General features: G+C 70.8%; 16 protein-coding genes. 13 read left to right on the forward strand and 3 right to left on the reverse strand.

Going from position 1 to position 22911, the window contains the following annotated elements; all coding sequences use genetic code 11:
• The first annotated feature begins 31 nt into the window (after positions 1–31).
• On the forward strand, positions 32–4090 hold the full coding sequence (gene hrpA / locus ACFY2A_RS03905; protein ID WP_387168041.1) for an ATP-dependent RNA helicase HrpA: 4059 nt from the start codon (positions 32–34) through the stop codon (positions 4088–4090).
• 35 nt (positions 4091–4125) lie between these two features.
• Here hrpA and ACFY2A_RS03910 read toward each other — a convergent pair whose 3' ends face one another.
• Entirely contained in the window at positions 4126–5058 is a 933-nt protein-coding gene (locus tag ACFY2A_RS03910) for a LysR family transcriptional regulator (protein WP_387168044.1), read from the reverse strand.
• Positions 5059–5135: 77 nt separating this feature from the next.
• On the opposite strand from ACFY2A_RS03910, the gene ACFY2A_RS03915 reads away from it, so the two are divergent.
• The 6 genes from ACFY2A_RS03915 (at position 5136) to ACFY2A_RS03940 (ending at position 12181) form a co-directional block, all read left to right on the forward strand.
• Complete coding sequence (locus ACFY2A_RS03915; protein ID WP_363919005.1) at positions 5136–5828, forward strand: succinate dehydrogenase cytochrome b subunit; 693 nt, start codon at positions 5136–5138, stop codon at positions 5826–5828.
• A 2-nt stretch (positions 5829–5830) separates the two neighbouring features.
• Positions 5831–7768, forward strand: coding sequence for a fumarate reductase/succinate dehydrogenase flavoprotein subunit (locus ACFY2A_RS03920; protein WP_387168048.1), 1938 nt, complete (start codon positions 5831–5833; stop codon positions 7766–7768).
• Positions 7765–8526 (forward strand): succinate dehydrogenase/fumarate reductase iron-sulfur subunit, encoded by a 762-nt coding sequence (locus tag ACFY2A_RS03925; protein ID WP_357588946.1) that lies wholly within the window; start codon positions 7765–7767, stop codon positions 8524–8526. Before ACFY2A_RS03920 ends, ACFY2A_RS03925 begins: the two co-directional genes overlap by 4 nt.
• Before the next feature lie 165 nt (positions 8527–8691).
• Positions 8692–9873: a zinc-dependent alcohol dehydrogenase gene (locus ACFY2A_RS03930; protein WP_387168051.1), complete on the forward strand. Its 1182-nt coding sequence runs from the start codon at positions 8692–8694 to the stop codon at positions 9871–9873.
• Between the two features lie 93 nt (positions 9874–9966).
• Positions 9967–10977: a serine hydrolase gene (locus ACFY2A_RS03935; protein ID WP_387168054.1), complete on the forward strand. Its 1011-nt coding sequence runs from the start codon at positions 9967–9969 to the stop codon at positions 10975–10977.
• A 52-nt stretch (positions 10978–11029) separates the two neighbouring features.
• On the forward strand, positions 11030–12181 hold the full coding sequence (locus ACFY2A_RS03940; RefSeq protein ID WP_387168057.1) for an MBL fold metallo-hydrolase: 1152 nt from the start codon (positions 11030–11032) through the stop codon (positions 12179–12181).
• 34 nt (positions 12182–12215) lie between these two features.
• Here the strand turns inward: ACFY2A_RS03940 and ACFY2A_RS03945 are convergent, their stop codons facing one another.
• Positions 12216–13727 carry a deoxyguanosinetriphosphate triphosphohydrolase family protein gene (locus ACFY2A_RS03945; protein WP_387168059.1) on the reverse strand — a complete coding sequence of 504 codons (1512 nt, stop codon included), beginning with the start codon at positions 13725–13727 and terminating at the stop codon, positions 12216–12218.
• Between the two features lie 62 nt (positions 13728–13789).
• Between ACFY2A_RS03945 and ACFY2A_RS03950 the strand changes: the two genes are divergently transcribed.
• From ACFY2A_RS03950 to ACFY2A_RS03975, 6 genes are all read left to right on the forward strand, one after another.
• A complete protein-coding gene (locus ACFY2A_RS03950; protein WP_387168061.1) occupies positions 13790–16213 on the forward strand; it encodes a Tex family protein in 2424 nt (807 codons plus the stop codon).
• Positions 16214–16579: 366 nt separating this feature from the next.
• Positions 16580–17014 (forward strand): hypothetical protein, encoded by a 435-nt coding sequence (locus ACFY2A_RS03955; protein WP_387168064.1) that lies wholly within the window; start codon positions 16580–16582, stop codon positions 17012–17014.
• Between the two features lie 182 nt (positions 17015–17196).
• Positions 17197–17850 carry a sugar transferase gene (locus ACFY2A_RS03960; protein ID WP_387168067.1) on the forward strand — a complete coding sequence of 218 codons (654 nt, stop codon included), beginning with the start codon at positions 17197–17199 and terminating at the stop codon, positions 17848–17850.
• Entirely contained in the window at positions 17847–18995 is a 1149-nt protein-coding gene (locus ACFY2A_RS03965; protein WP_387168070.1) for an aminotransferase class I/II-fold pyridoxal phosphate-dependent enzyme, read from the forward strand. Before ACFY2A_RS03960 ends, ACFY2A_RS03965 begins: the two co-directional genes overlap by 4 nt.
• Positions 18992–19636 carry a NeuD/PglB/VioB family sugar acetyltransferase gene (locus ACFY2A_RS03970; RefSeq protein ID WP_387168073.1) on the forward strand — a complete coding sequence of 215 codons (645 nt, stop codon included), beginning with the start codon at positions 18992–18994 and terminating at the stop codon, positions 19634–19636. Before ACFY2A_RS03965 ends, ACFY2A_RS03970 begins: the two co-directional genes overlap by 4 nt.
• Positions 19637–19807: 171 nt before the next feature.
• Entirely contained in the window at positions 19808–21679 is a 1872-nt protein-coding gene (locus ACFY2A_RS03975) for a polysaccharide biosynthesis protein (protein ID WP_387168075.1), read from the forward strand.
• Positions 21680–21752: 73 nt separating this feature from the next.
• On the opposite strand, the gene wecB is transcribed toward ACFY2A_RS03975, so the two are convergent.
• The gene (wecB, locus tag ACFY2A_RS03980) at positions 21753–22877 is read right to left on the reverse strand and encodes a non-hydrolyzing UDP-N-acetylglucosamine 2-epimerase (protein WP_387168078.1); all 1125 of its coding nucleotides are present in this window, start codon (positions 22875–22877) and stop codon (positions 21753–21755) included.
• Positions 22878–22911: the final 34 nt, after the last annotated feature.

The raw sequence follows: 22911 nt of genomic DNA on the forward strand, positions 1-22911 counted from the left end.
CGGGCAGCGGCTGCCTATCCTTGGCCACGACATGCAGAATCCAGCCTCACCCGCCGCGACCGATCCCGTTCGGGAGTTGCAGCGTCGCCTCTCTCCGCTGATGTTCCGCGACCAGCGTCACCTGCGCCGTCGACTCGACGGGTTGCGGAAGCTACGCGACCCGCAGCGACGCGAGTCGGTGCTGGCGGAGATCGTCGCCGAGACGGCTGCGGCGGAGGGCCGGCTGGAGCGGCGGAAAGCCGCGGTCCCGAAGATCGTCTACCCGGCCAGTCTGCCGGTCAGCGAGCGCAAGGACGACATCGCCGCCGCGATCCGCGACCACCAGGTGGTGATCGTGGCAGGCGAGACCGGCTCGGGCAAGACCACCCAGCTACCGAAGATCTGCCTGGAGCTGGGGCGCGGGGTGCACGGGTTGATCGGCCACACCCAGCCCCGGCGGCTGGCCGCGCGTACGGTGGCCGACCGGATCGCCGAGGAGTTGGGGACCGAACTCGGTGACGTGGTCGGCTACAAGGTGCGCTTCACCGATCAGGTGAGCGAGAACAGCCTGGTCAAGCTGATGACCGACGGCATCCTGCTGGCCGAGTTGCAGACCGACCGGATGCTGCGCCAGTACGACACGCTGATCATTGACGAGGCGCACGAGCGCAGCCTCAACATCGACTTCATTCTCGGGTACCTCAGGCAGCTCCTGCCGCGCCGTCCCGACCTCAAGATGATCATCACCTCGGCGACCATCGAGACCGACCGGTTCGCGCGGCACTTCGCCGGGCCACCGACCGCCGAGCATCCCGACGGCGAGCCGGCACCGGTGGTGGAGGTCTCCGGCCGGACCTACCCGGTCGAGGTGCGCTACCGGCCACTGGTCGAGGTCGCCGAAGGCGACGAGGAGGACGCGGACGAGGAGAACGTCCGCGATCAGATCCAGGCCATCGGCGACGCCGTCGAGGAGCTGGCCGCCGAGGGGCCGGGCGACATCCTGGTCTTCCTCAGCGGTGAGCGGGAGATCCGGGACACCGCCGAGGCGCTGGGCAAGCTGGTGCAGAACAAGCGGTCGCTGCTCGGCACCGAGATCCTGCCGCTGTACGCCCGACTCAGCGTCGCCGAGCAGCACCGGGTCTTCGCCCCGCACGGCGGGCGGCGGGTGGTGCTGGCCACAAACGTGGCGGAGACCTCGCTGACCGTACCCGGCATCAAGTACGTGGTGGATCCCGGCACCGCCCGGATCTCCCGCTACTCGCAGCGGCTGAAGGTGCAGCGGCTGCCGATCGAGGCGATCTCCCAGGCCAGCGCCAACCAGCGCAAGGGCCGCTGCGGGCGTACCTCGGACGGCATCTGCGTCCGGCTCTACGACGAGCAGGACTTCGACTCCCGTCCCGAGTTCACCGACCCGGAGATCCTGCGGACCAACCTGGCCTCGGTCATCCTCCAGATGACCGCCATCGGCCTGGGCGACATCGCCGCGTTCCCGTTCATCGACCCGCCGGACCGTCGCAACATCACCGACGGGGTGAACCTGCTGCACGAGTTGGGCGCGATCGACCCGGCCGAAACCGAGCCGGCGAAACGGCTCACCACCCTCGGCCGGCGGCTGGCCCAGTTGCCGGTCGACCCCCGGCTGGCCCGGATGGTGCTGGAGGGCGAACGCAACGGCTGCGCCAGCGAGGTGATGGTGATCGCCGCGGCCCTGTCGATCCAGGATCCGCGTGAGCGGCCGGCGGACAAGCAGGCCCAGGCCGACCAGGCGCACGCCCGGTTCGCCGACAAGGAGTCCGACTTCGTCGCGTACCTCAACCTGTGGCGGTACCTGCGGGAGCAGCAGCGGGCGCTCTCCTCCAGCGCGTTCCGCCGGATGTGTCGGGCCGAGTACCTCAACTACCTGCGGGTCCGGGAGTGGCAGGACATCGTCAGTCAGTTGCGGCAGGTGCTGCGTACCCCTGACGACAAGAACCGGGGACGCGGCCGGCGGGGCGCCACGGACGGCGCGCCCGACGGCGGCGGGCGACGCCAGGCCGGCGCGGACCTGCCTGAGGAGATCGACACACCGAAGGTGCACCAGTCGCTGCTGCCCGGTCTGCTGTCGCACATCGGCCTCAAGGACGCGCAGAAGCACGAGTACCTGGGAGCGCGCGGGGCGAAGTTCGCCCTGTTCCCGGGTTCGGCGCTGTTCCGCAAGCCACCCCGCTGGGTGATGGCCGCCGAGCTGGTGGAGACCTCCCGGCTGTGGGGGCGGGTGAATGGGCGGATCGAACCGGAGTGGGTCGAACCGCTCGCCCAGCACCTGGTCAAGCGCAGCTACAGCGAGCCGCACTGGGAGAAGAGGCAGGCGGCGGTGATGGCGTACGAGAAGGTCACCCTCTTCGGCGTCCCGCTTGTCACCTCCCGGAAGGTCAACTTCGGTCGGATCGACCCGACGCTGAGCCGGGAGCTGTTCATCCGGCACGCGCTGGTGGAGGGCGACTGGTCCACCCACCACCAGTTCTGGCGGGACAACCAGCGGCTCCTGACCGAGATCGAGGAGTTGGAGAACCGCGCCCGGCGACGCGACATCCTGGTCGACGACGAAACGATCTTCCAGTTCTACGACGAGCGGATCCCGGCCGAGGTGGTCTCCGGGCGGCACTTCGACAGCTGGTGGAAGACGACCCGGCGGGAGCGGCCAGAACTACTCACCTTCACCCGGGAGCTGCTTGTCAACGCGGGCCGGGGCGGGCTGGACGAGGCCGACTACCCCGACGAGTGGCGGGCCGACGGGGTGGCGCTGCCGCTGACGTACACGTTCGACCCGGGTACGGCGACCGACGGTGTGACGGTGGACATCCCGTTGCCGTTGCTCAACCAGGTGCCCGCCGAGAGCTTCGACTGGCAGGTGCCGGGGCTGCGTGAGGAACTGGTCGTCGCGCTGATCCGGTCGCTGCCGAAGCCGATCCGGCGCAATTTCGTGCCGGTGCCCGACTACGCCCGCGCCGCGCTGGCCGCGATCACCCCCGGAGAGGAGCCGCTGCTGGACGCGTTGACCCGGCAGTTGCGACGGATGACCGGGGTCACCGTGCCCCGGGACGCCTGGGATCTGGGCAAGCTGCCGCCGCACCTGCGGGTCACCTTCCGGGTGCTCGGTGACGACGACAAACCGGTCGCCGAGGGCAAGGACCTGCCGGCCCTGCAACGCCAACTCAAGGCGGAGGTACGCCAGGTGGTGGCCGCCGCCGCGCCGGAGGTGTCCCGTTCGGGGCTGACCGGCTGGGAGATCGGTACGCTGCCGCGCACCATCGAGCAGGTACGGGCCGGGTACGGGGTGACTGCCTACCCGGCGCTTGTGGACGAGGGCGCCACGGTCGGGGTGAAGGTGTTCGACTCCCCGGCCGAGCAGGAGGCCGCGCACTGGGCCGGCACCCGTCGGCTGCTGCGGCTGACCGTGCCGTCGCCGGCGAAGTTCCTTCAGGGGCGGCTGACCAACGAGGCGAAGCTGGCGTTGTCCCGTAACCCGCACGGCGGGGTGCAGGCGTTGATCGAGGACGCGGCCGGCGCGGCCATCGACAAGCTGATCATCGACGCGGGCGGTCCGGCCTGGGACGAGGTGGGTTTCGCCGCGCTGCGCGAAATGGTCCGGGCCGAGCTGGTCGACACGGTGGTGGCGGTGATGGACCGGGTCCGGGCGGTGCTCGCCATCGCGTACGCGGTGCAGCAGCGCCTCGGCGCGACGCGGAACCTGGCCGTGGTGGCCGCCCTGGCCGACATCCGCAACCAGCTCACCGGCCTCGTGCACGCCGGTTTCATCACCGAGGCCGGGTACGCCCGGCTGCCCGACCTGCTGCGCTACCTGACCGCGATCGAGCGCCGGCTGGACCGGCTGCCCGGTAACCCGGCGCGGGACAAGCAGCAGCAGGACCGCGTCACGGTGGTGCAGCGCGAGTACGACGAGCTGCTGGCCGCGCTGCCCCCGGCGCGACGCTCGTCTCAGGCGGTGCGCCAGATCCGCTGGATGATCGAGGAGCTACGGGTCAGCATCTTCGCCCAGGCCCTAGGCACCCCCTACCCCGTCTCCGAACAACGCATCTACCGCGCCATGGACAACGCCGAAGCCCACTGACCCCACCCCTGTCCCGCAAGATCGTGGAGAGCGGGTCAGGGTAGGGGTTCGACGCCGGGTGGGAGTTGGGCGGTGGCGGTGGCGGTGTGGACGTAGTCGAGCAGGATGCGGCGTAGCTCGCGGCCAGCGTGGGTGGGCACCGCGTCCCGGCGACGGGCCACGGCGATGGTCCGGCGTACGCCGGGTGGGGCGAGCCGGGTGACGCGAATGCCGGCCCGGCGGGCCACCACCATGCCGGGTACCACGGCGATGCCCAGCCCGGCCTCGACGAAGCTGAGCACTGCGTCCATCTCACCGCCGTCCACCGACAGGGTCGGTTCGAAGCCGGCGTCCCGGCACGCCTGGAGGGTGGCGTCGCGCAGGTCGTAACCCTCGCGGAACATCACCATCGGCTGGTCGCGCAGGTCGGTGATGCGCAGGTCGGCACCGGGCGTGGCGGTGGGCACCGGGTCTACCGAGGCGACCACCAGACTCTCGGTGAGGATCGGGTCGGCTCGCAGGCCGGGGTCGGTGCCCTGGGCGGGCATGATGATCAGCGCCAGGTCGAGGTCGCCGCGGAGCAGGTCACGGACGAGGTCCTGCGAGCCGCCCTCCTCCATCCGCAGGTCGACGGTGGGGTGGGCGTCGCGGAACCGGCGGAGCACCGGCGGGGCGAGCGAGGTGGCGAGGCTGGGGGTGGCACCGAGGCGTACCCGGCCGCGCCGCAGGCCGACCAGTTCCTGCACCTCCCGGGTGGCGGTCTCGACGTCGGCCAGGATCCGCTTGGCCAGCGGCAGCAGCACCTCCCCCGCCGCGGTGAGCGTTATGTTGCCCCTTACCCGCTCGAACAGGGGCGCACCGAGGGTGTCCTCCAGTGCGTGAATTTGCTTACTCAATGAGGGCTGGGTGATGCCCACGATGTCGGCCGCCTGGGTGAAATGTCGTACTTCAGCCACCGCGACGAAGTACTTCAGCTGATGGAGCTGCATCTACATAGCTTATGGCTATCAAGCCTGCGGTGTCGATGCATTGGACGACTGATCAAAGTGCTCCTAGCGTCGGTCGAGTGGTAGTCACGACGAGAACCCGGTCGCCCATCCGATCCAATGTCGGCCTCAAGGCCGTCATGGCGGTGACGGGCATCCTGCTGGTGCTGTTCCTCATCGCCCACATGCTGGGCAACCTGAAGATCTTCTCGGGCGCGACATCGTTCGACCACTACGCGCACTGGCTGCGTGAACTCGGCGTCCCGCTGCTGCCCAGCGCCGGGTTCCTGTGGATCCAACGGGTCGGCCTGCTGGCGGCGGTGCTGCTGCACATCTGGGCCGCCACGGTCCTGGCGCTGCGCGCCCGGGCCGCCCGGCCGGTGCGCTACGCCCACCGCAAGAAGGTCCGGGGCAGCTACGCGGCCCGCACCATGCGCTGGGGCGGCGTGATCATCCTGCTCTTCGTGGTCTACCACATCCTCGACCTGACCACCGGCACGCTGAACCCGGTCGGTGACCCGTCTCGGCCGTACGCGAATGTGGTCGCCGACTTCGCCCCGGAGCGCTGGTACGTCACGCTCTTCTACGCCGTGGCGGTCGTCGCGCTCGGCTTCCACCTGCGGCACGGCGTGTTCAGCGCGCTGCGCAGCCTCGGCCAGCAGACCCCGAGCGGCGAGCAGCGGGCCCGGGCGGTGGCGCTGGTCTTCGCCGTCGTGCTCTGTGCCGGCTACCTCGTGGTCCCGTTCGCCGTACTCACCGGATTGGTGTCCTGACCATGGATCTGTTCACCGAGGGCGACCCGATCGCCGACACCAGGGCTCCCGACGGACCGATCGAGACCCGCTGGGAACGTCGCCGCTTCGAGGCGAAGCTGGTCAACCCGGCCAACCGCCGCAAGATGACAGTCATCGTGGTCGGCACCGGCCTGGCCGGCGGCTCCGCCGCCGCCACGCTCGCCGAACAGGGCTACCGGGTCAAGTCCTACTGCTACCAGGACAGCCCCCGCCGGGCGCACTCGATCGCCGCGCAGGGCGGCATCAACGCCGCCAAGAACTACCGCAACGACGGCGACTCGGTGCACCGGCTCTTCTACGACACCGTCAAGGGCGGTGACTTCCGCTCCCGCGAGTCGAACGTGCACCGGCTGGCCGAGGTCTCGGTCAACATCATCGACCAGTGCGTCGCCCAGGGTGTGCCGTTCGCCCGCGAGTACGGCGGCCTGCTCGACACCCGGTCGTTCGGCGGCGCGCAGGTGCAGCGCACCTTCTACGCCCGGGGCCAGACGGGCCAGCAGCTGCTGCTCGGGGCGTACCAGGCGGTGGAGCGGCAGATCGGCCTGGGCAACGTGGAGATGAACTCCCGGCACGAGATGCTGGAGCTGATCGTCGTCGACGGCAAGGCCCGGGGCATCGTGGTCCGGGACATGGTCACCGGCGAGATCACCACGGAGTTCGCCGACGCCGTGGTGCTCGCCTCCGGCGGCTACGGCAACGTCTTCTACCTCTCCACAAACGCGAAGGGCTGCAACGTCACCGCCACCTGGCGGGCGCACCGCAAGGGCGCGTACTTCGCCAACCCCTGCTACACCCAGATCCACCCGACCTGCATCCCGGTTTCCGGCGACCACCAGTCGAAGCTGACCCTGATGAGCGAGTCGCTGCGCAACGACGGCCGGGTGTGGGTGCCGAAGGCCAAGGACGACGACCGCGACCCCCGCGACATCCCCGAAGACGAGCGCGACTACTACCTGGAGCGCATCTACCCGTCCTTCGGCAACCTGGTGCCCCGCGACATCGCCTCCCGCGCCGCGAAGAACGTCTGCGACGAGGGCCGGGGCGTGGGCCCGACGAAGCTCGGGGTCTACCTCGACTTCGCCGACGCCATCGACCGGCTGGGCCGCAAGGCCATCGAGGCCAAGTACGGCAACCTCTTCGAGATGTACGAGCGGATCACCGGCGAGGACCCGTACGAGGTCCCGATGCGGATCTACCCCGCCGTGCACTACACGATGGGCGGCCTCTGGGTCGATTACGACCTCCAGTCGACGATCCCCGGCCTGTTCGTCATCGGTGAGGCGAACTTCTCCGACCACGGCGCGAACCGGCTCGGCGCCTCGGCGCTGATGCAGGGCCTGGCCGACGGGTACTTCGTGCTGCCCAACACGGTCGCCAACTACCTCGCCGACGGTCCGTTCGAGAAGGTCGACGCGACCCACCCGGCGGCCGTCGAGGCCCGTCGCGACGTGGAGGACCGCATCCAGCGTCTCCTCGCGATCAACGGTGACCGCACGGTGGACTCGTTCCACCGTGAGCTGGGCCAGATCATGTGGGAGCACTGCGGCATGGAGCGCTCCGAGGCCGGGCTGCGCAAGGCCATCGACGAGATCCGTGCCCTGCGTGAGCAGTTCTGGCAGCGGGTACGGGTGCCGGGCAACGGCGAAGGGCTGAACCAGTCGCTGGAGAAGGCCGGCCGGGTCGCCGACTTCTTCGAGCTGGCCGAGCTGATGTGCATCGACGCCCTGCACCGCGAGGAGTCCTGCGGCGGCCACTTCCGCGCCGAGCACCAGACTCCCGAGGGCGAGGCCCAGCGCGACGACGAGCGGTTCGCGTACGTCGCGGCCTGGGAGTTCACCGCCACGGGCGAACTCTCGGTGCTGCACAAGGAAAACCTGAACTTCGAATACGTCCACCCCACGCAGCGGAGCTACAAGTGAACCTGACCCTGCGCATCTGGCGCCAGTCCGGCCCCCAGGACAAGGGTCGGATGGTGAAGTACCAGGTCGACGACGTCTCCCCGGACATGTCGTTCCTGGAGATGCTCGACGTGCTCAACGAGCGGCTCATCCTCGCCGGTGAGGAGCCGGTGGCCTTCGACCACGACTGCCGTGAGGGCATCTGCGGCATGTGCGGCCTCATGATCAACGGGGACGCGCACGGCCCGCAGCGCGGCACCACCGCCTGTCAGCTGCACATGCGGCAGTTCAAAGACGGCGACACCATCGACATCGAGCCGTGGCGGGCCCGGGCCTTCCCGGTCATCAAGGACCTGGTGGTCAACCGCAACGCCTTCGACAAGATCATCGCTGCCGGTGGGTACGTCACCGCGCCGACCGGCAGCGCCCCGGAGGCGCACTCCGTGCCGGTGGCCAAGGCCGATGCCGACTCGGCCTTCGAGTCCGCCGCCTGCATCGGCTGCGGCGCCTGCGTGGCGGCCTGCCCGAACGGCTCCGGCATGCTGTTCACCGCCGCCAAGGTCACCCAGCTGTCGCTGCTGCCGCAGGGCCAGCCGGAGCGCTACACCCGGGTGATCGGCATGGTCGACGCGCACGACGAGGCCGGCTTCGGCGGCTGCACCAACGCCGGCGAGTGCACCGTGGTCTGCCCGAAGGGCATCCCGCTGACCACCATCGGCCGCCTCAACCGCGACTACCTGGCCGCCACCACCCGCCACGCCGACACCCCCGGCACCTGACCCACCCACCCCACCCCCACCCCCACCCATCTCCTCCGTTGATCATGAGGTTGGCGGCAGTTTGAAGATCAACGACTGCCGCCAACCTCATGATCAACACATCGGGAGGTGGGGTTTGTCGGTTTGGGGGTAGAGGGTTGGGGACGGCGGCGAGGAGGAGGCGGCATGCGGGCACTTACCTGGCACGGCAAGCGGGACGTACGGGTCGAGGAGGTGCCCGACCCGAGGATCGAGGACCCGACCGACGCGATCGTGCGGATCACCTCCACCGCCATCTGCGGCTCCGACCTGCACCTGTACGAAGTCCTGGGGCCCTACCTCAAGCCGGGTGACATCCTCGGCCACGAACCGATGGGCATCGTCGAGGAGGTCGGGCGCGGGGTGACCCGCCTCAAGCCCGGCGACCGGGTGGTGGTGCCGTTCAACATCGCCTGCGGATCCTGCTGGATGTGCCAGCGGCAGCTCTACGCCCAGTGCGAGACCACCCAGGTCACCGCCGAGGGCAAGGGCGCCGCCCTGTTCGGCTACACCTCCCTCTACGGCGCGGTGCCCGGCGGGCAGGCCCAGCTCCTCCGCGTCCCGCACGCCGAGTTCGGCCCGATCAAGGTGCCGGCCGACGGGCCGGACGAGCGGTGGCTCTACCTCTCCGACATTCTGCCGACCGCCTGGCAGGCGGTGAAGTACGCCGACACGCCGCGCGGCGGCACCCTGGCGGTCTTCGGGCTGGGGCCGGTCGGCCAGTTCTGCGCCCGCATCGGCCGCCACCTCGGCGCCGAGCGGGTGATCGGCCTCGACGTGGTGCCGGAGCGGCTGGAGATGGCCCGCCGGCACGGTGTGGAGGTGCTCGACATCTCCCAGCTCGACGACGTGCCCGGCACGTTGATCGACCTGGTGGACGGACGCGGGCCGGACGCCGTGATCGACGCGGTCGGGATGGAGTCGCACGGCGCGCCGCTGGGCAAGATGGCTCAGGCCGCCGCCGGACTGCTGCCGGACAAGATTGCCCAGCCGATGATTGACAAGATCGGGGTGGACCGGCTGGTCGCGCTCAAGGCCGCACTCAAGGCCGTCCGACGCGGCGGCACCGTCTCCATCTCCGGGGTGTACGGCGGCGAGGTCGACCCGTTGCCGCTGATGGAGATGTTCGACCGGGGCATCCAGGTGCGGATGGGTCAGTGCCACGTGCGGCGCTGGACCGACGAGATCATCCCGCTGCTCACCGACGACGACCCGCTCGGCGTGGCCGACCTGCGTACCCACCGGCTGCCGCTGGAGGAGGCGCCACAGGCGTACGAGATGTTCCAGAAGAAGCAGGACGGCTGCGTGAAGGTCGTCCTCACCCCGTGAGCCCGGCCACGGGATCACGCACGTCGATCCTTCGGCCTAGGGTGTGTCGTGGACACACCAGGGGACCGACGGGAGAGACGAGTGGCCATCCGGATGGACCGCAGGACCGCGCTCGGCCTGGGCACCGTGGCGACGGCCGGCACCGTGTTCGGCACCGCGGTGCCCGCCGCCGCTGACCCCGCAGCGGCGGCGACCACGGGAGGCGTGCCGCGCGGCGACCGCGAACGGTTCGCCGCCCGCATCGCCGCCGTCTTCCAGCGGGAGAGCAGCCGGGCCGGCGGCAACTGGCAGGCGTACGTCAGCCTGGCCGGCCCGGACGGGCCGCTGGTGGCGGTGGACGAGTCGGCGGACCTGCGGATCGAGGCGTACAGCGTCAACAAGATCGCCGTGGCGGTCGCGGTGCTGGACAAGGTCGACCGGGGTCTGCTCACCCTCGACCACCAGGTGGAGGTGACCGAGGCGATCGTGGTGCCTGGTGGCGACGGCATCTTCAGCCTGGACGGCGCCTACCCCAGCCTCGTCACCGTCGGCCACGTCCTGGCGAACCTGCTTACCGTCTCCGACGACACCGCGGTACGGCTCTGCGGGCTGGTCTGCCCGGCCGCCGAGGTCAACCAGATCCTGGTCGCGAAGGGCTTCCCGAACACCCAGGTGCAGCCGGTGGCCAACCCGAACCGCTTCTTCCTGGGTACCAGCACGCCACGGGAGACCCACGACCTGCTGCGGGCGCTTGTCGCCGGCACCCTGCTCTCCCCCGCCTCGACCGACCGGGTGCTGCGGCTGCTGCGCTCGCCGGTGGCCTTCACCGACGGCGTACGGCGCGAGATGTCCTCCGCCGAACGGGCCCGCGTCGCCACCAAGGCCGGCTGGTTCGTCGACGCCCGACACGAAGCTGGCGTGATCTTCGACACCGCCGGCGCGCCACTTGTGACGTACGCCCTCTTCGCCGACGGGCAGGCCGGCGCGGACGACTTCGGCGCCACCCACCCCGCCGTGCAGGCACGGGCCCGGTGGGGCCGGCGGGTCATGGACCTCACCGCCGGTTTCGGCGGCACCGGCACCACCCACCGCAAGCACACGTACCGCCCCAGCAACGGCGGCTGAACCCTGCCGGTGACGGCTACCGTGGACCTCGGGGATCAACCAAGGGGGAACCATGCGGGCGCCGAACGAGCCGAGCGGACGTACCACCGGTCGGCGGATCACCGGGTCGGTGGCGGGCCTGGCCGCGTTGGCCGGGCTCGCCGGAGCGGCCTGGGCCGCGCGGAACGTGCCGGCCGCGATCGGCGGCCGGCTGGCCGGCGCTCGCGCCGAACGGGCGGCGCGGTCACCACAGTTCCGCGACGGCACCTTCCACAACCGGACGGACACCCGCACGATGGTGCCCGTCAGCGACCGCAACCTGTTCCGGGAACTGCTCTTCGGCAAGCAGAAGCGTCGGCCGGGCGCACCCGTGCCGCTGCTGCGGCCGGCCGCCGAGACCGGAATCGACCCGGCGCGCGAGCTGAACGTCGTCTGGTACGGCCACGCCTCCGCCCTGATCGAGATCGAGGGTCGACGGGTGCTGCTGGACCCGGTGTGGAGTGACAGGTGCTCCCCCTCGACGGCGGTCGGCCCGCGCCGGCTGCACGAACCGCCGGTACGCCTCGACGAACTGCCCCACCTCGACGCGATCCTGATCTCCCACGACCACTACGACCACCTCGACATGGGTACGGTGCGGGAGCTGACCGCCCGGCAGTCGGCACCGTTCCTGGTGCCGCTCGGGGTCGGTGCCCACCTCGACCGCTGGGGCGTACCGGCGGAGCGGATCATCGAGTTGGACTGGTCGCAGACCCACCGGGTGGCCGAGCTGGAGATCACCTGCACCGCCGCCCAGCACTTCTCCGGCCGGGGCCTGCGCCGCAACGGCACGCTGTGGAGTTCCTGGGTGGTGGCCGGTCAGCAGCGCCGCGTCTACTACACCGGAGACTCCGGCTACTTCGGCGGGTACGCCGAGATCGGCGCCGCACACGGCCCGTTCGACGTGACGCTGATGCAGATCGGCGCGTACGACCATGCCTGGCCGGGCATCCACATGTTCCCGGAGGAGGCGGTCGCCGCCCACCTGGACCTGCGCGGCGGGCTCTTCCTGCCGGTGCACTGGGCCACGTTCAATCTCGCCCTGCACGACTGGTCCGAGCCGGTGGACCGGCTCTGGGCCGAGGCGAAGGCCCGCGACGTGCGGCTGGCCGTGCCGCGCCCCGGCGAGCGGGTGGTGGTCGACGACCCGCCGCCGGTCGACGGCTGGTGGCAGGCCATCGCCTGATCGGGCGGTGACCCGACGGGTCCGAGCCGCCGCCTCAGAGGACGAACGCGTCGGTCCAGAGGGCGCCGGAGCGGCCGGAGAGCGCATCCAGCATCGCCACCGCCTGGCCGTCGGTGAGCTGGGCGACGAAGTCCACGATGGCCCGGCCGCGCGCCTTGCCGAGCCGGTCCGGGGTACGCGGATGCAGTTCCGCCTCGGCCAGTTCCACCAGGTCGTGCAGCCGCCGGGGCAGCCGGGACTCCTCCTCCGGATCCAGCAGCCACTCCCGCAGCGCCTCGACCAGGGTGTCGAGCAACCGCGCCTGCCCACGCTGGTGCAACGCCAGGTCCGGACGGGCCAGCACGAACCGGTGGTGCACGAACTTGAGCACCTGCACCTCGTGCCACTGCGCCGGGGCCAGCAGCACGTGCCCGGAGCGCACGGCGGGCTGCTCGACGACGGTGATCGCGTCCACGAACCGGGTGGTCCACCGGGCGGAGAAGCGGGCCACGTACTGCTCCGCCTCGATCGAACCGTCGAACGGCAACGCGAGCAGCCCCTCGACCAGTTCCTCCCGGACATGCTCGACGGCGGCGGCGAACGCCTCGTCGTCGGCGATCCAGGCGTCCTTGTGGTGCAGTTGGCGACGCAGCCGCTCGATCGACGAGCCGGGCCGACGGGCCGAGGTGGCCAGCGCGGAGTCGGTGATCGCCCGCAGATGGCCGCCCTCGCGCTGCCAGGCCATCAGCTCGGCGGCCACCGCGCCCTGCTGGAGCACACCGACCCGGTAGAAATCCTCCACGTCGTGGATGGCGTACGCGATGTCGTCGGCGGTGTCCATCACCGACGCCTCGACGGTCTGCTGCCAGTCGGCGATCCGGCCGGCGAACGGTGCCCGGGCCTGCCGCAGGTCGTCCAGTTCGGTGCGGTACGCCCCAAACTTCAGCGAGCCGCTGTCCGGATCGTCCGGCGGCGGGGTCGCCCCGCGCGGCGGCGGATCCATCGTCCGGGGGTGCGGGTCGGGGTGGTCCAGCCGGGTCCACGGGTACTTCAGCATCGCCGCCCGCACCGCGGCGGTCAGGTCCAGGCCGGTGGTCGCCGCGCCCCGGATCTCGGTCGAGGTGACGATCCGGTACGACTGGGCGTTGCCCTCGAACCCGTCGGTCAGGCCGAGCCGGTGCCGGGCCAGCCGGTCCAGCACCCGCTCCCCCAGATGCCCGAAGGGCGGATGCCCGAGATCGTGGGCGAGCGCGGCGGCCTCCACCACGTCCGGGTCGCAGCCGCCGAGCTTCTCCACCAGGTCGCGTTGGTGGTCGTCGGCGGTGAGCCGCTCGGCGATCGCCCGGGCCACCTGGGCGACCTTCAGGCTGTGGGTCAGCCGGTTGTGCACCAGCAGCCCGGACCCGCCCGGGCTGACCACCTGGGTGACGCCGCCGAGCCGGGTGAAGAACGGCGAGCCGACGATGCGGTCCCGGTCGGCCCGGAACGGGCTGGTCGCCAGGTCGCCGAGGGTCCGCGCGCTGCCGCCGAAGAGTCGGCGCGCCCGGGGGTCCGCAGGTGGTTCCATGATCGCCACGGTAGCCCGGCAGAATGCACCACGGAACCCACACCCGAAGGCGGAGCGACATCGTGACCCTCTCTGTTCATCAGCGCATCGCCGAGGAACTCGGCGTCGCCGAGCGCCAGGTACGCGCGGCCGTGGAACTGCTCGACGGTGGTGCCACCGTGCCGTTCATCGCGCGGTACCGGAAGGAGGCCACCGGCCTGCTCGACGACACCCAGTTGCGCACCCTGGAGGAGCGCCTGCGGTACCTGCGCGAGCTGGACGAGCGGCGCGCGGCGGTGCTGGAGTCCATCCGCTCCCAGGGCAAGCTCGACGAGGCCCTGGAAGCACAGATCATGGCGGCCGACTCGAAGTCCCGCCTGGAGGACATCTACCTGCCGTACAAGCCGAAGCGGCGGACCCGGGCGCAGATCGCCCGCGAGGCCGGGCTGGAGCCCCTCGCCGACACGCTGCTCGGCGACCCGACGCAGGATCCCCGTACGGTGGCGGCGGCGTTCGTCGACGCCGACAAGGGCGTGGCCGACGCCGCCGCCGCGCTGGACGGGGCGCGGGCCATCCTGATCGAGCGGTTCGCCGAGGACGCCGACCTGATCGGCACGCTGCGCGAGCAGATGTGGTCGCGGGGCCGGCTGGTGTCCCGGGTACGCGAAGGACAGGAGAGCGCCGGAGCGAAGTTCGCCGACTACTTCGACTTCGCCGAGCCGTACCCGAAGCTGCCCTCGCACCGCATCCTGGCCATGTTCCGGGGCGAGAAGGAGGGCGTGCTCGACCTGACCATGGACCCGGAGACCGAGGGCGACCTCGACGCGGTGGTCACCGGGCCCACCCGTTACGAGGCCGCCATCGCCGGCCGGTTCGGGGTGAGCGACCAGGGGCGGCCCGCCGACCGGTGGCTCGCCGACACGGTCCGCTGGGCGTGGCGTACCCGGATCCTCATCCACCTCGGTGCCGACCTGCGGATGCGACTCTGGCAGGCGGCCGAGGAGGAGGCCGTCCGGGTCTTCGCCACGAACCTGCGGGACCTGCTGCTGGCCGCGCCAGCCGGCGCCCGGCCCACCATGGGGTTGGACCCGGGCCTGCGGACCGGGGTGAAGGTGGCCGTGGTGGACGCCACCGGCAAGGTGGTCGCCACCGACACGATCTACCCGCACGAGCCGCGCCGGCAGTGGGACGCGTCCCTGCACACCCTCGCCACGCTGGCCGCCGCGCACAGGGTCGAGCTGGTCGCGATCGGCAACGGCACCGCCAGCCGGGAGACCGACAAGCTGGCCGGTGACCTGATCAAGCGGCACCCGGAGCTGAAGCTGACCAAGGTGGTGGTCTCCGAGGCCGGCGCGTCGGTCTACTCGGCCTCCGCGTACGCCGCCCAGGAACTGCCGGGCCTGGACGTGTCGCTGCGCGGCGCGGTCTCCATCGCCCGCCGGCTGCAGGACCCGCTCGCCGAACTGGTGAAGATCGACCCGCGCTCCATCGGCGTCGGGCAGTACCAGCACGACCTGTCCGAGGTGAAGCTCTCCCGGTCGCTGGACGCGGTGGTGGAGGACTGCGTCAACGGCGTCGGCGTCGACGTCAACACGGCGTCCGCGCCGCTGCTGACCCGGGTCTCCGGCATCGGCGCCGGGCTGGCCGAGAACATCGTGCTGCACCGGGACGCCAACGGCCCGTTCCGCACCCGGGCCGAGCTGAAGAAGGTGGCCCGACTCGGCCCGAAGGCGTTCGAGCAGTGCGCCGGCTTCCTGCGCATCCCCGGCGGCGACGACCCGCTGGACTCCTCAAGCGTGCACCCCGAGGCGTACCCGGTGGTGCGCCGGATCCTGGCCAGCACCGGCCAGGATCTGCGGTCCATCATCGGCAAGAGCACCATCCTGCGGGGCCTGCGCGCCACCGACTTCGTCGACGACACGTTCGGCCTGCCCACGGTCACCGACATCCTCGCCGAGTTGGAGAAGCCGGGCCGCGACCCACGGCCGGAGTTCAAAACCGCGACCTTCGTCGAGGGCGTGGAGAAGATCAGTGACCTGACGCCGGGGATGGTCCTGGAAGGTGTGGTCACCAACGTGGCGGCGTTCGGCGCGTTCGTGGACGTCGGGGTGCACCAGGACGGGCTGGTGCACGTGTCGGCGATGTCCCGCACCTTCGTGAAGGACCCCCGCGACGTGGTCAAGTCCGGCGACGTGGTCAAGGTCAAGGTGCTGGACGTCGACGTGCCGCGCAAGCGGATCTCGCTGACCCTCCGCCTCGACGACGAAGCGGAGCCCGGCGCAGGGCGTGCCGGCGGCCGGGGTGACGCAGGCCAGCAGGGACGTGGCCGGCAGAGCAGCCAGGGCCACGGCGGGCAGGGCAGGGCCGGTCAGGGTGGGCAGGGGCGTGCCGGTCAGGGCGGGCAGGGCCGTGGTGCGCAGGGCGGGCAGGTGCGCCAGGGACGCAGCGGTGCAGCACCCGCCGACGGTGCGATGGCCGACGCGCTCCGCCGCGCCGGCCTGCTCTAGAGCGAGCCTCCCTCGCCAACGGCCGCGTCCGGCGGGACGCGTGCCCAGTCCCGCTGGACACGGCCGTTGGCACCAGCCGAGGCATATACCACCTCGCGCCCTTTGCTCTGCTTCAACGGACGCAACGGTTTTGGCGCACCGCTGGTGCGTGGGTTGAAGCAGAGCAAAGGGCGTCAACCCGCATACGCCGGCCCCCGGCCGAAACGGACCGCTGTGGGTGGGAGACGACCCTCAAGGATGCGGCTGTTGAGCCAGCGCGGGTGCCTGAGCCCGTACACCGGAGACCGCCGTTGAAGCCGTACACCGATGGCAGCCGAGCGGGGAGCGAGCGCCAAGGGGCGGTAGCGGGTGGCGTACCGTCGGGTCGTGGTGAGCGACGGCGGCCCGGACTGGCGGGAGACGCGGCAGCAGGCGGTGCTGGCACACGCGGCGGCCGCGCAGCGGCGCCGGGAGGCCGAGCAGGCGGAGGCGGCGGCGCTGGTCAGCGCGTTCGTCGCCGAGGCGCGGCGGCGCGGCCTGGCCACCACCCGACTTGTCGCCCGGTCACATGACGGCCGGGCCCGCTACCGGACCGGCCTGCACGGCTGGTACATCGATCGGGCGCGCAGCCGGGCGGTCGACGTGGACGGTCGTTTTCACCTGCTGACCGTGCCGCGCTCGCTGCGCGCCCGGCTTTTTGGCGCCGACCCACAGCCCGATCCGGCCCCGCTGATCGTCGGCGAAGGCGCTCGGGACGGCGAGTCGCTACCGCTGCGGATCATGTTGCAGCGGCGGCTCGACGCGGTCGACGCAGACCTCTGACCAGCGACTACGCGACACACCCGGAGTGACGCGGCACGCCGGGACGCGTGTCTTTTGCGCGTCCTCGCAGGTTGACGTGTCGGGATCCGTGTCGACTGTCGCTATTTTCCGATGTCACGAGTGATCAGTCTGATACAACCCGTTTGTCTGCTATGACCGGTTGACGTACGGAGGTCAGAACGGTGCCCGTATCCTCGGTGACCGCGCCGATACGCCCGCCCCGGCCCACGCGGCCGGGCGACCCGGTCAAACGGCTGTTCGACGTGGTCGTCGCGACCGCGCTGCTGCTGCTGACCGCGCCGCTGATGGCGGCAGTCGCGGCGGCGATCGCGGTGCGGCTGGGCCGACCGATGCTCTTCCGGCAGTGCCGCATCGGGCGGAACGACCGACCGTTCGAGTTGATCAAATTTCGCACCATGCGGGCGCCTGACCCGGCCCGGGGGTTGCTGACCGACGCCGACCGGCTCACCCCGCTCGGCCGTTGGCTACGGGCCACCAGCCTGGACGAGCTGCCGACACTCTGGTGCGTGCTGCGGGGTGACATGAGCATCGTCGGTCCCCGACCGCTGCTGCCGGAGTATCTGAGCAGGTACTCCCCCACCCAGGCGCGACGGCACGAGGTCCGCCCGGGCATCACCGGGCTGGCCCAGGTACGCGGGCGCAACAGCCTCGACTGGGACGCCAAGTTCTCGCTCGACGTGGAGTACGTGACCAGCCGCAGCCTCCGCCTCGACCTGTCGATCCTGGCCGCCACCGTCGGCACGGTGCTGCGCCGGGACGGCATCTCGGCCGACGGCAACGCCACCATGCCCGAGTTCCTCGGGAGCCGGCGATGACTGACACCATCCATCTGTCCTCGCCGGACATCGGCCCGTTGGAGGAGTCGTACCTGATCGCGGCGCTGCGCTCCGGCTGGGTGGCGCCGGTCGGCCCGGATCTCGACGCCTTCGAACGGGAGGTCGCCGCCCGGGTGGGCACCCGGGGCGCGGTGGCGGTCAGCTCCGGCACCGCCGCGCTGCACCTGGCGCTGCTGGGGCTGGGTGTCGGCCCGGGCGACGTGGTACTGGTTCCGACGCTGACCTTCGTCGCCACCGCCAACGCGGTCCGCTACACCGGGGCCCGACCAGTCTTCGTCGACTGCGACCCGCGCACGGGCAACATCGACGTCGCCCTCGTCGCTGGGCTGCTACAGGAGTTGCACTCGCGTGGGGAGCGGATCGGCGCGGTGATCCCGGTCGACATGTTCGGCAGCTGCGCCGACTACACCGCCTTGCTGCCGATCTGCGCCGCCGCCGACGTTGCGGTGATCGAGGACGCCGCGGAGGCACTCGGCGCCACCCACCTCGGCCGGCCGGCCGGTTCCTTCGGCCGGGTGGGTGCCCTCTCCTTCAACGGAAACAAGATCATGACCACCTCCGGTGGTGGCATGCTCGTCGGCGACGACGTGACGCTGCTCGACCGGGCGCGGCACCTGTCCACCCAGGCACGCGAGCCGGTCCCCCACTACGAGCACCGGGAGACCGGTTACAACTACCGGTTGAGCAACCTGCTCGCGGCGTTGGGCCGGGCGCAGCTTGTTCGGCTGGACGGGATGATCGATCGCCGACGGCGGCTGCGCGACCGGTACGCCAAACTCTTCGCCCCGGTGCCGGGAGCCGACCTGGTCGGTGCCGAGGACGCCGGTTCGAACTGCTGGCTCACCAGCATCCGGGTCGACCCGCGCCGCTCCGGCTGGACCGCGGCGGACCTGGCCGCCCACCTGGCCGCCCGGAGCATCGAGACCCGTCCGGTGTGGAAGCCGATGCACCTGCAACCGGCGTACGCAGACGCGGAGAGCCGGCTCACCGGGGCCGCCGAGCGTCTCTATGCCGAGGGGTTGACTCTGCCCAGCGGCAGCGCCCTCACCGAAGCGCAGGTCACCGCCGTGCTCTCGGCGATCGACGAGTTCCTGGCGGCGCGGACCGGAGTCCCGACGGCGTGACGGTACCCCTGGTCATCGTCGGCTGCGGCGGGCACGGTCGGGAGGTCCTGACCATCGCCCGTGCCGTGAACGCCGCCGCTCTTCTGCCCCGGTGGCAGGTGCTGGGCTTCGTCGACGACCGTCCGAACGAGGTGAACCTCAAGCGGGTGCAGCGACTCGACGTGCCGTACCTCGGCGGGGTGTCCTGGTTCTCCGAGGCACCCGCCGACACCCATCACGTCATCGGCATCGGTGACCCGCGGGTCCGACGGGCGGTCGCCGAACGGATCGACAGGTACGGGGTACCGGCGGCCAGTCTCGTGCACCCCGACGCCACGCTCGGCTCCGACCTGCGGCACGGCCCCGGTCTGGTCGCCTTCGCCGGGGCTCGGGTCACCACAAACGTGACTCTCGGGCGGCACGTGCATCTCAACCAGAACTGCACCGTCGGGCACGACTGCGAGTTGGCCGACCACGTGTCGGTGAACCCGCTGGCCGCTATCTCCGGGGAGTGCCGGCTGGCGGAGGGCGTACTCGTCGGCACCACCGCCGCCGTGTTGCAGGGGTTGCGGGTGGGTCGGGACAGCATCATCGGCGCAGGTGCCTGCGTGGTTCGTGACGTGCCCGTCGGCGTCGTGGTCAAGGGCGTACCGGCCCGCTGATCCGGCCCGGTCGCCAGAACCGATGATCCGGCCGGTCACCGGGTCCGCAGCGATCCGCCATCAATCGCCGAAAAGCCTACAAAACACTCATACGGCATGTAACAAGGACAAGAGCGCATTGCTCCTTCCGCTCGCCCCGGGCGGAAGTGGTCGACAGCACAGGAGCCGCAGATGCGGGACACACAGACCAGCCGGCACCCGGACCCGACCGCGCGCCGGAGCAGGATCCGGTGGCGCACCCTGGCGTTCCTCGCCGCCGACGCCACGGCCTGGGTGGGTGGATTCGTCGCTGCCGCCTGGACCCGCTACGAGTTCGCCCTGACCACCACCCAACTGACCCGCGCCGCCGGCTGTGGACTGATCGCCGCCGGGCTGCACGTAGCGGTGGCCGGGGCACGCCGGGTGCGCTCGGGACGTCACCCGCTCGGCAGCCTCCAGGAGGTTCGAGGGCTGGCCGGAACCGCCCTCACCACCGTCGCGATCGTCCTGCTCGGCGTACTGCCGGCTCCGGAACGACCGGTGCCGGCCAGCACCCCGCTGGTCGGCGGCGCGCTCGCCCTGCTGTTCATGCTCGCCGTCCGGTTCGTCTACCGGCACCGGCGCGACCTGGCCCTACGCCCGGACGTCCGCTCGTCGGCCCCGGTGCTGCTGTTCGGGATGGGCGACGCCGGCCAGGGGCTGCTCCGCGCGCTGCTCACCGACCCGCGCAGCCGCTACCGGCCCGTCGGGGCCCTCGACGACGATCCGGACAAGCGCAACCTCTGCGTCGACGGCGTCCGGGTGCTCGGTGGGCGCGGTGACGTCGCCGAGGCGGTACGCCGCACCGGCGCCACCACGGTGATCTTCTCGGTCGCCAACGCCGACGCCGCGCTCATCCGGCAGATCCGGGAGGCCACCCTGAACACCGGCGCGGCGTTCAAGGTGCTCCCCCCGGTCCGCGACCTGGTCGACCACCGGATCACCGTGACCGACGTACGCGACGTGCGGATCAGCGACCTGCTCGGCCGCCGGCAGGTGGTCGCCGAGATGGCGGTACGGACCAACGGCCTCACCGGCCGACGGATCCTGGTCACCGGCGCCGGCGGCTCGATCGGCTCCGAACTGTGCCGACAGGTGATGAAGGCCGACCCGGGCGAGCTGATGATGCTCGACCGCGACGAATCGGCGCTGCACGCCCTCCAGATGTCGCTCAACGGCCGGGCGATGCTGGACGGACCCGAGCTGATCCTGGCCGACCTGCGCGACGACGAGGCGATCCGGCGGATCATCCGGGATCGCCGCCCGGAGATCATCTTCCACGCTGCGGCGCTCAAGCACCTCACCCTGCTCGAACGGCACCCCGGCGAGGCGGTCAAGACCAACGTGTGGGGCACCCTCTCGGTACTCGACGCCTGCCAGGACGTGGCGAAGTTCGTGAACATCTCCACCGACAAGGCCGCCGACCCGATCAGCGTCCTGGGCTACTCCAAGCGGATCACCGAACGGCTCACCGCGCACGCCGCCTCACGCTTTCCCGGCACCTTCCTCAGCGTGCGCTTCGGCAACGTGCTGAGCAGCCGTGGTTCCGTGGTCACCGCCTTCCAGCGGCAGATCGAGGCGGGTAACCCGCTCACCGTCACCCACCCCGAGGTGACCCGGTACCTGATGACCATGCAGGAGGCGGTGCACCTGGTGCTCCAGGCCGCCGAGATCGGCCGCGACGGCGAAGCACTGGTGCTCGACATGGGCGAGCCGGTACGCATCGCTGACCTGGCCCGGCAGATGGCCGAACAGGCCGGCAGCGACGTACCGATCGTCTACACCGGGCTGCGCCCGGGCGAGAAGCTGCACGAAGACCTGCTCGGCACCGGCGAGACCGACGCCCGCCCGCTGCACCCGCTGGTGTCGCACGTCGCGGTGCCCCCACTCGACCCGCTGGAGATCAGCGGCCTCGACCCGTTCGACGACCCGGAGAAGGTCATCGCCGAACTGGCCCGCCTCTGTGGCCAACCGGCTGCCGGCCCGGTCCAGGATGGTGCTGTCGGGCTACCCGCGCCCCGCTGATCCGGTACCTGACGGCATGCCAAAGGGGCCGGCGACCATTCGGATCGCCGGCCCCAGTCTTGTGAAACGCGGTCTAGCGGCGGATGCCCGCCCACTCGTGGTGCCGTCGCACTGTGGACAAGATGAAATCCACCACCCGCCGGGAGGTGTCCGGCACCCGGTAGTCGGCAGGACAAGGCACTCCGTCGGCGGCGACCTGCGCAACGGTGACTTCCACGGCCTCGACCACGCCGGCCGGATCCAGCCCGGTCATGATGATGCCGCCGGCGTCCAGCGCCTCAGGACGCTCAATCGACTCCCGCAGCGTGACCGCCGGGAAGCCGAGGATCGCGGATTCCTCACTTATGGTCCCGCTGTCCGACAGGGTGCAGAAGGCGTGGGACTGCAGGTGTACGTAGTCGATCAGCCCGAATGGTTCGTGGAACGCGATGCCGTCCAGCACCGTGCCGTCGGGCGCCAGGGCCTCAAGCCGTTTGCGGGTACGCGGATGGGTGGAGACCAACACCGGGTGGCCCCATCGGTCCCGGACGGCGGCGAGACAATCGAGTAGCCGCCGCAACCGGGCCGGCTGGTCGACATTCTCCTCCCGGTGCGCGCTCACCATCACGTAGCGGCCCGGGGTCAGGTCGAGCTGGTTGAGAATCTGAGAGCTGTCGATTTCTGGCTGGTAGTGCTCGAGCACCTCACGCATCGGCGAGCCAGTGTGCAGGATGCGGCGTGGATGCAGGCCCTCTGCGAGCAGGTTGCGTCGGGCATGCTCGGTGTAGACGAGGTTGAAGTCGGCGACGTGGTCAACCAGCCGGCGGTTCGTCTCCTCCGGCACGTTCAGGTCGAAGCAACGGTTACCGGCCTCCATGTGGTAGACCGGCACCCGCATCCTTCGGGCCATCAACGCGGCGATGCAGCTGTTGGTGTCGCCGAGCACGAGGAGCGCGTCCGGCCGCACCTCAGCAATCGTCTCCTCGATCCCGACGAGCACGCCGCCCAGCACCCGCCCCAGCGAGGTCGTGTCCACCCGCAGGAAACGGTCCGGCGGCCGTAGTCGCAGTTCGTTGAAGAAGACGTCCGATAGGGTGCTGTCCCAGTTCTGCCCGGTGTGGACCAACACATGATCGACCGTACGATTCAGCCTGGCCAGCACCCGGGACAAACGGATGATCTCTGGTCGGGTGCCGACCACGGTCATCACCTTGGTCATCGGTCCCTCCGTTCCGCACTCAGCTCGACCGGCA

Origin of the sequence: Micromonospora sp. NPDC000442, from assembly GCF_042898635.1 — a bacterium.
Classification (GTDB): Bacteria; Actinomycetota; Actinomycetes; order Mycobacteriales; family Micromonosporaceae; genus Micromonospora.

Coding starts and splice junctions, on each gene's coding strand:
- ACFY2A_RS03935 (WP_387168054.1), top strand. CDS start 9,967: ATGGACCGCAGGACCGCGCTCGGCCTGGGCACCGTGGCGACGGCCGGC.
- ACFY2A_RS03920 (WP_387168048.1), top strand. CDS start 5,831: ATGGATCTGTTCACCGAGGGCGACCCGATCGCCGACACCAGGGCTCCC.
- wecB (WP_387168078.1), bottom strand. CDS start 22,877: ATGACCAAGGTGATGACCGTGGTCGGCACCCGACCAGAGATCATCCGT.
- ACFY2A_RS03975 (WP_387168075.1), top strand. CDS start 19,808: ATGCGGGACACACAGACCAGCCGGCACCCGGACCCGACCGCGCGCCGG.
- ACFY2A_RS03910 (WP_387168044.1), bottom strand. CDS start 5,058: ATGCAGCTCCATCAGCTGAAGTACTTCGTCGCGGTGGCTGAAGTACGA.
- ACFY2A_RS03965 (WP_387168070.1), top strand. CDS start 17,847: ATGACTGACACCATCCATCTGTCCTCGCCGGACATCGGCCCGTTGGAG.
- ACFY2A_RS03945 (WP_387168059.1), bottom strand. CDS start 13,727: ATGGAACCACCTGCGGACCCCCGGGCGCGCCGACTCTTCGGCGGCAGC.
- ACFY2A_RS03930 (WP_387168051.1), top strand. CDS start 8,692: ATGCGGGCACTTACCTGGCACGGCAAGCGGGACGTACGGGTCGAGGAG.
- ACFY2A_RS03940 (WP_387168057.1), top strand. CDS start 11,030: ATGCGGGCGCCGAACGAGCCGAGCGGACGTACCACCGGTCGGCGGATC.
- hrpA (WP_387168041.1), top strand. CDS start 32: ATGCAGAATCCAGCCTCACCCGCCGCGACCGATCCCGTTCGGGAGTTG.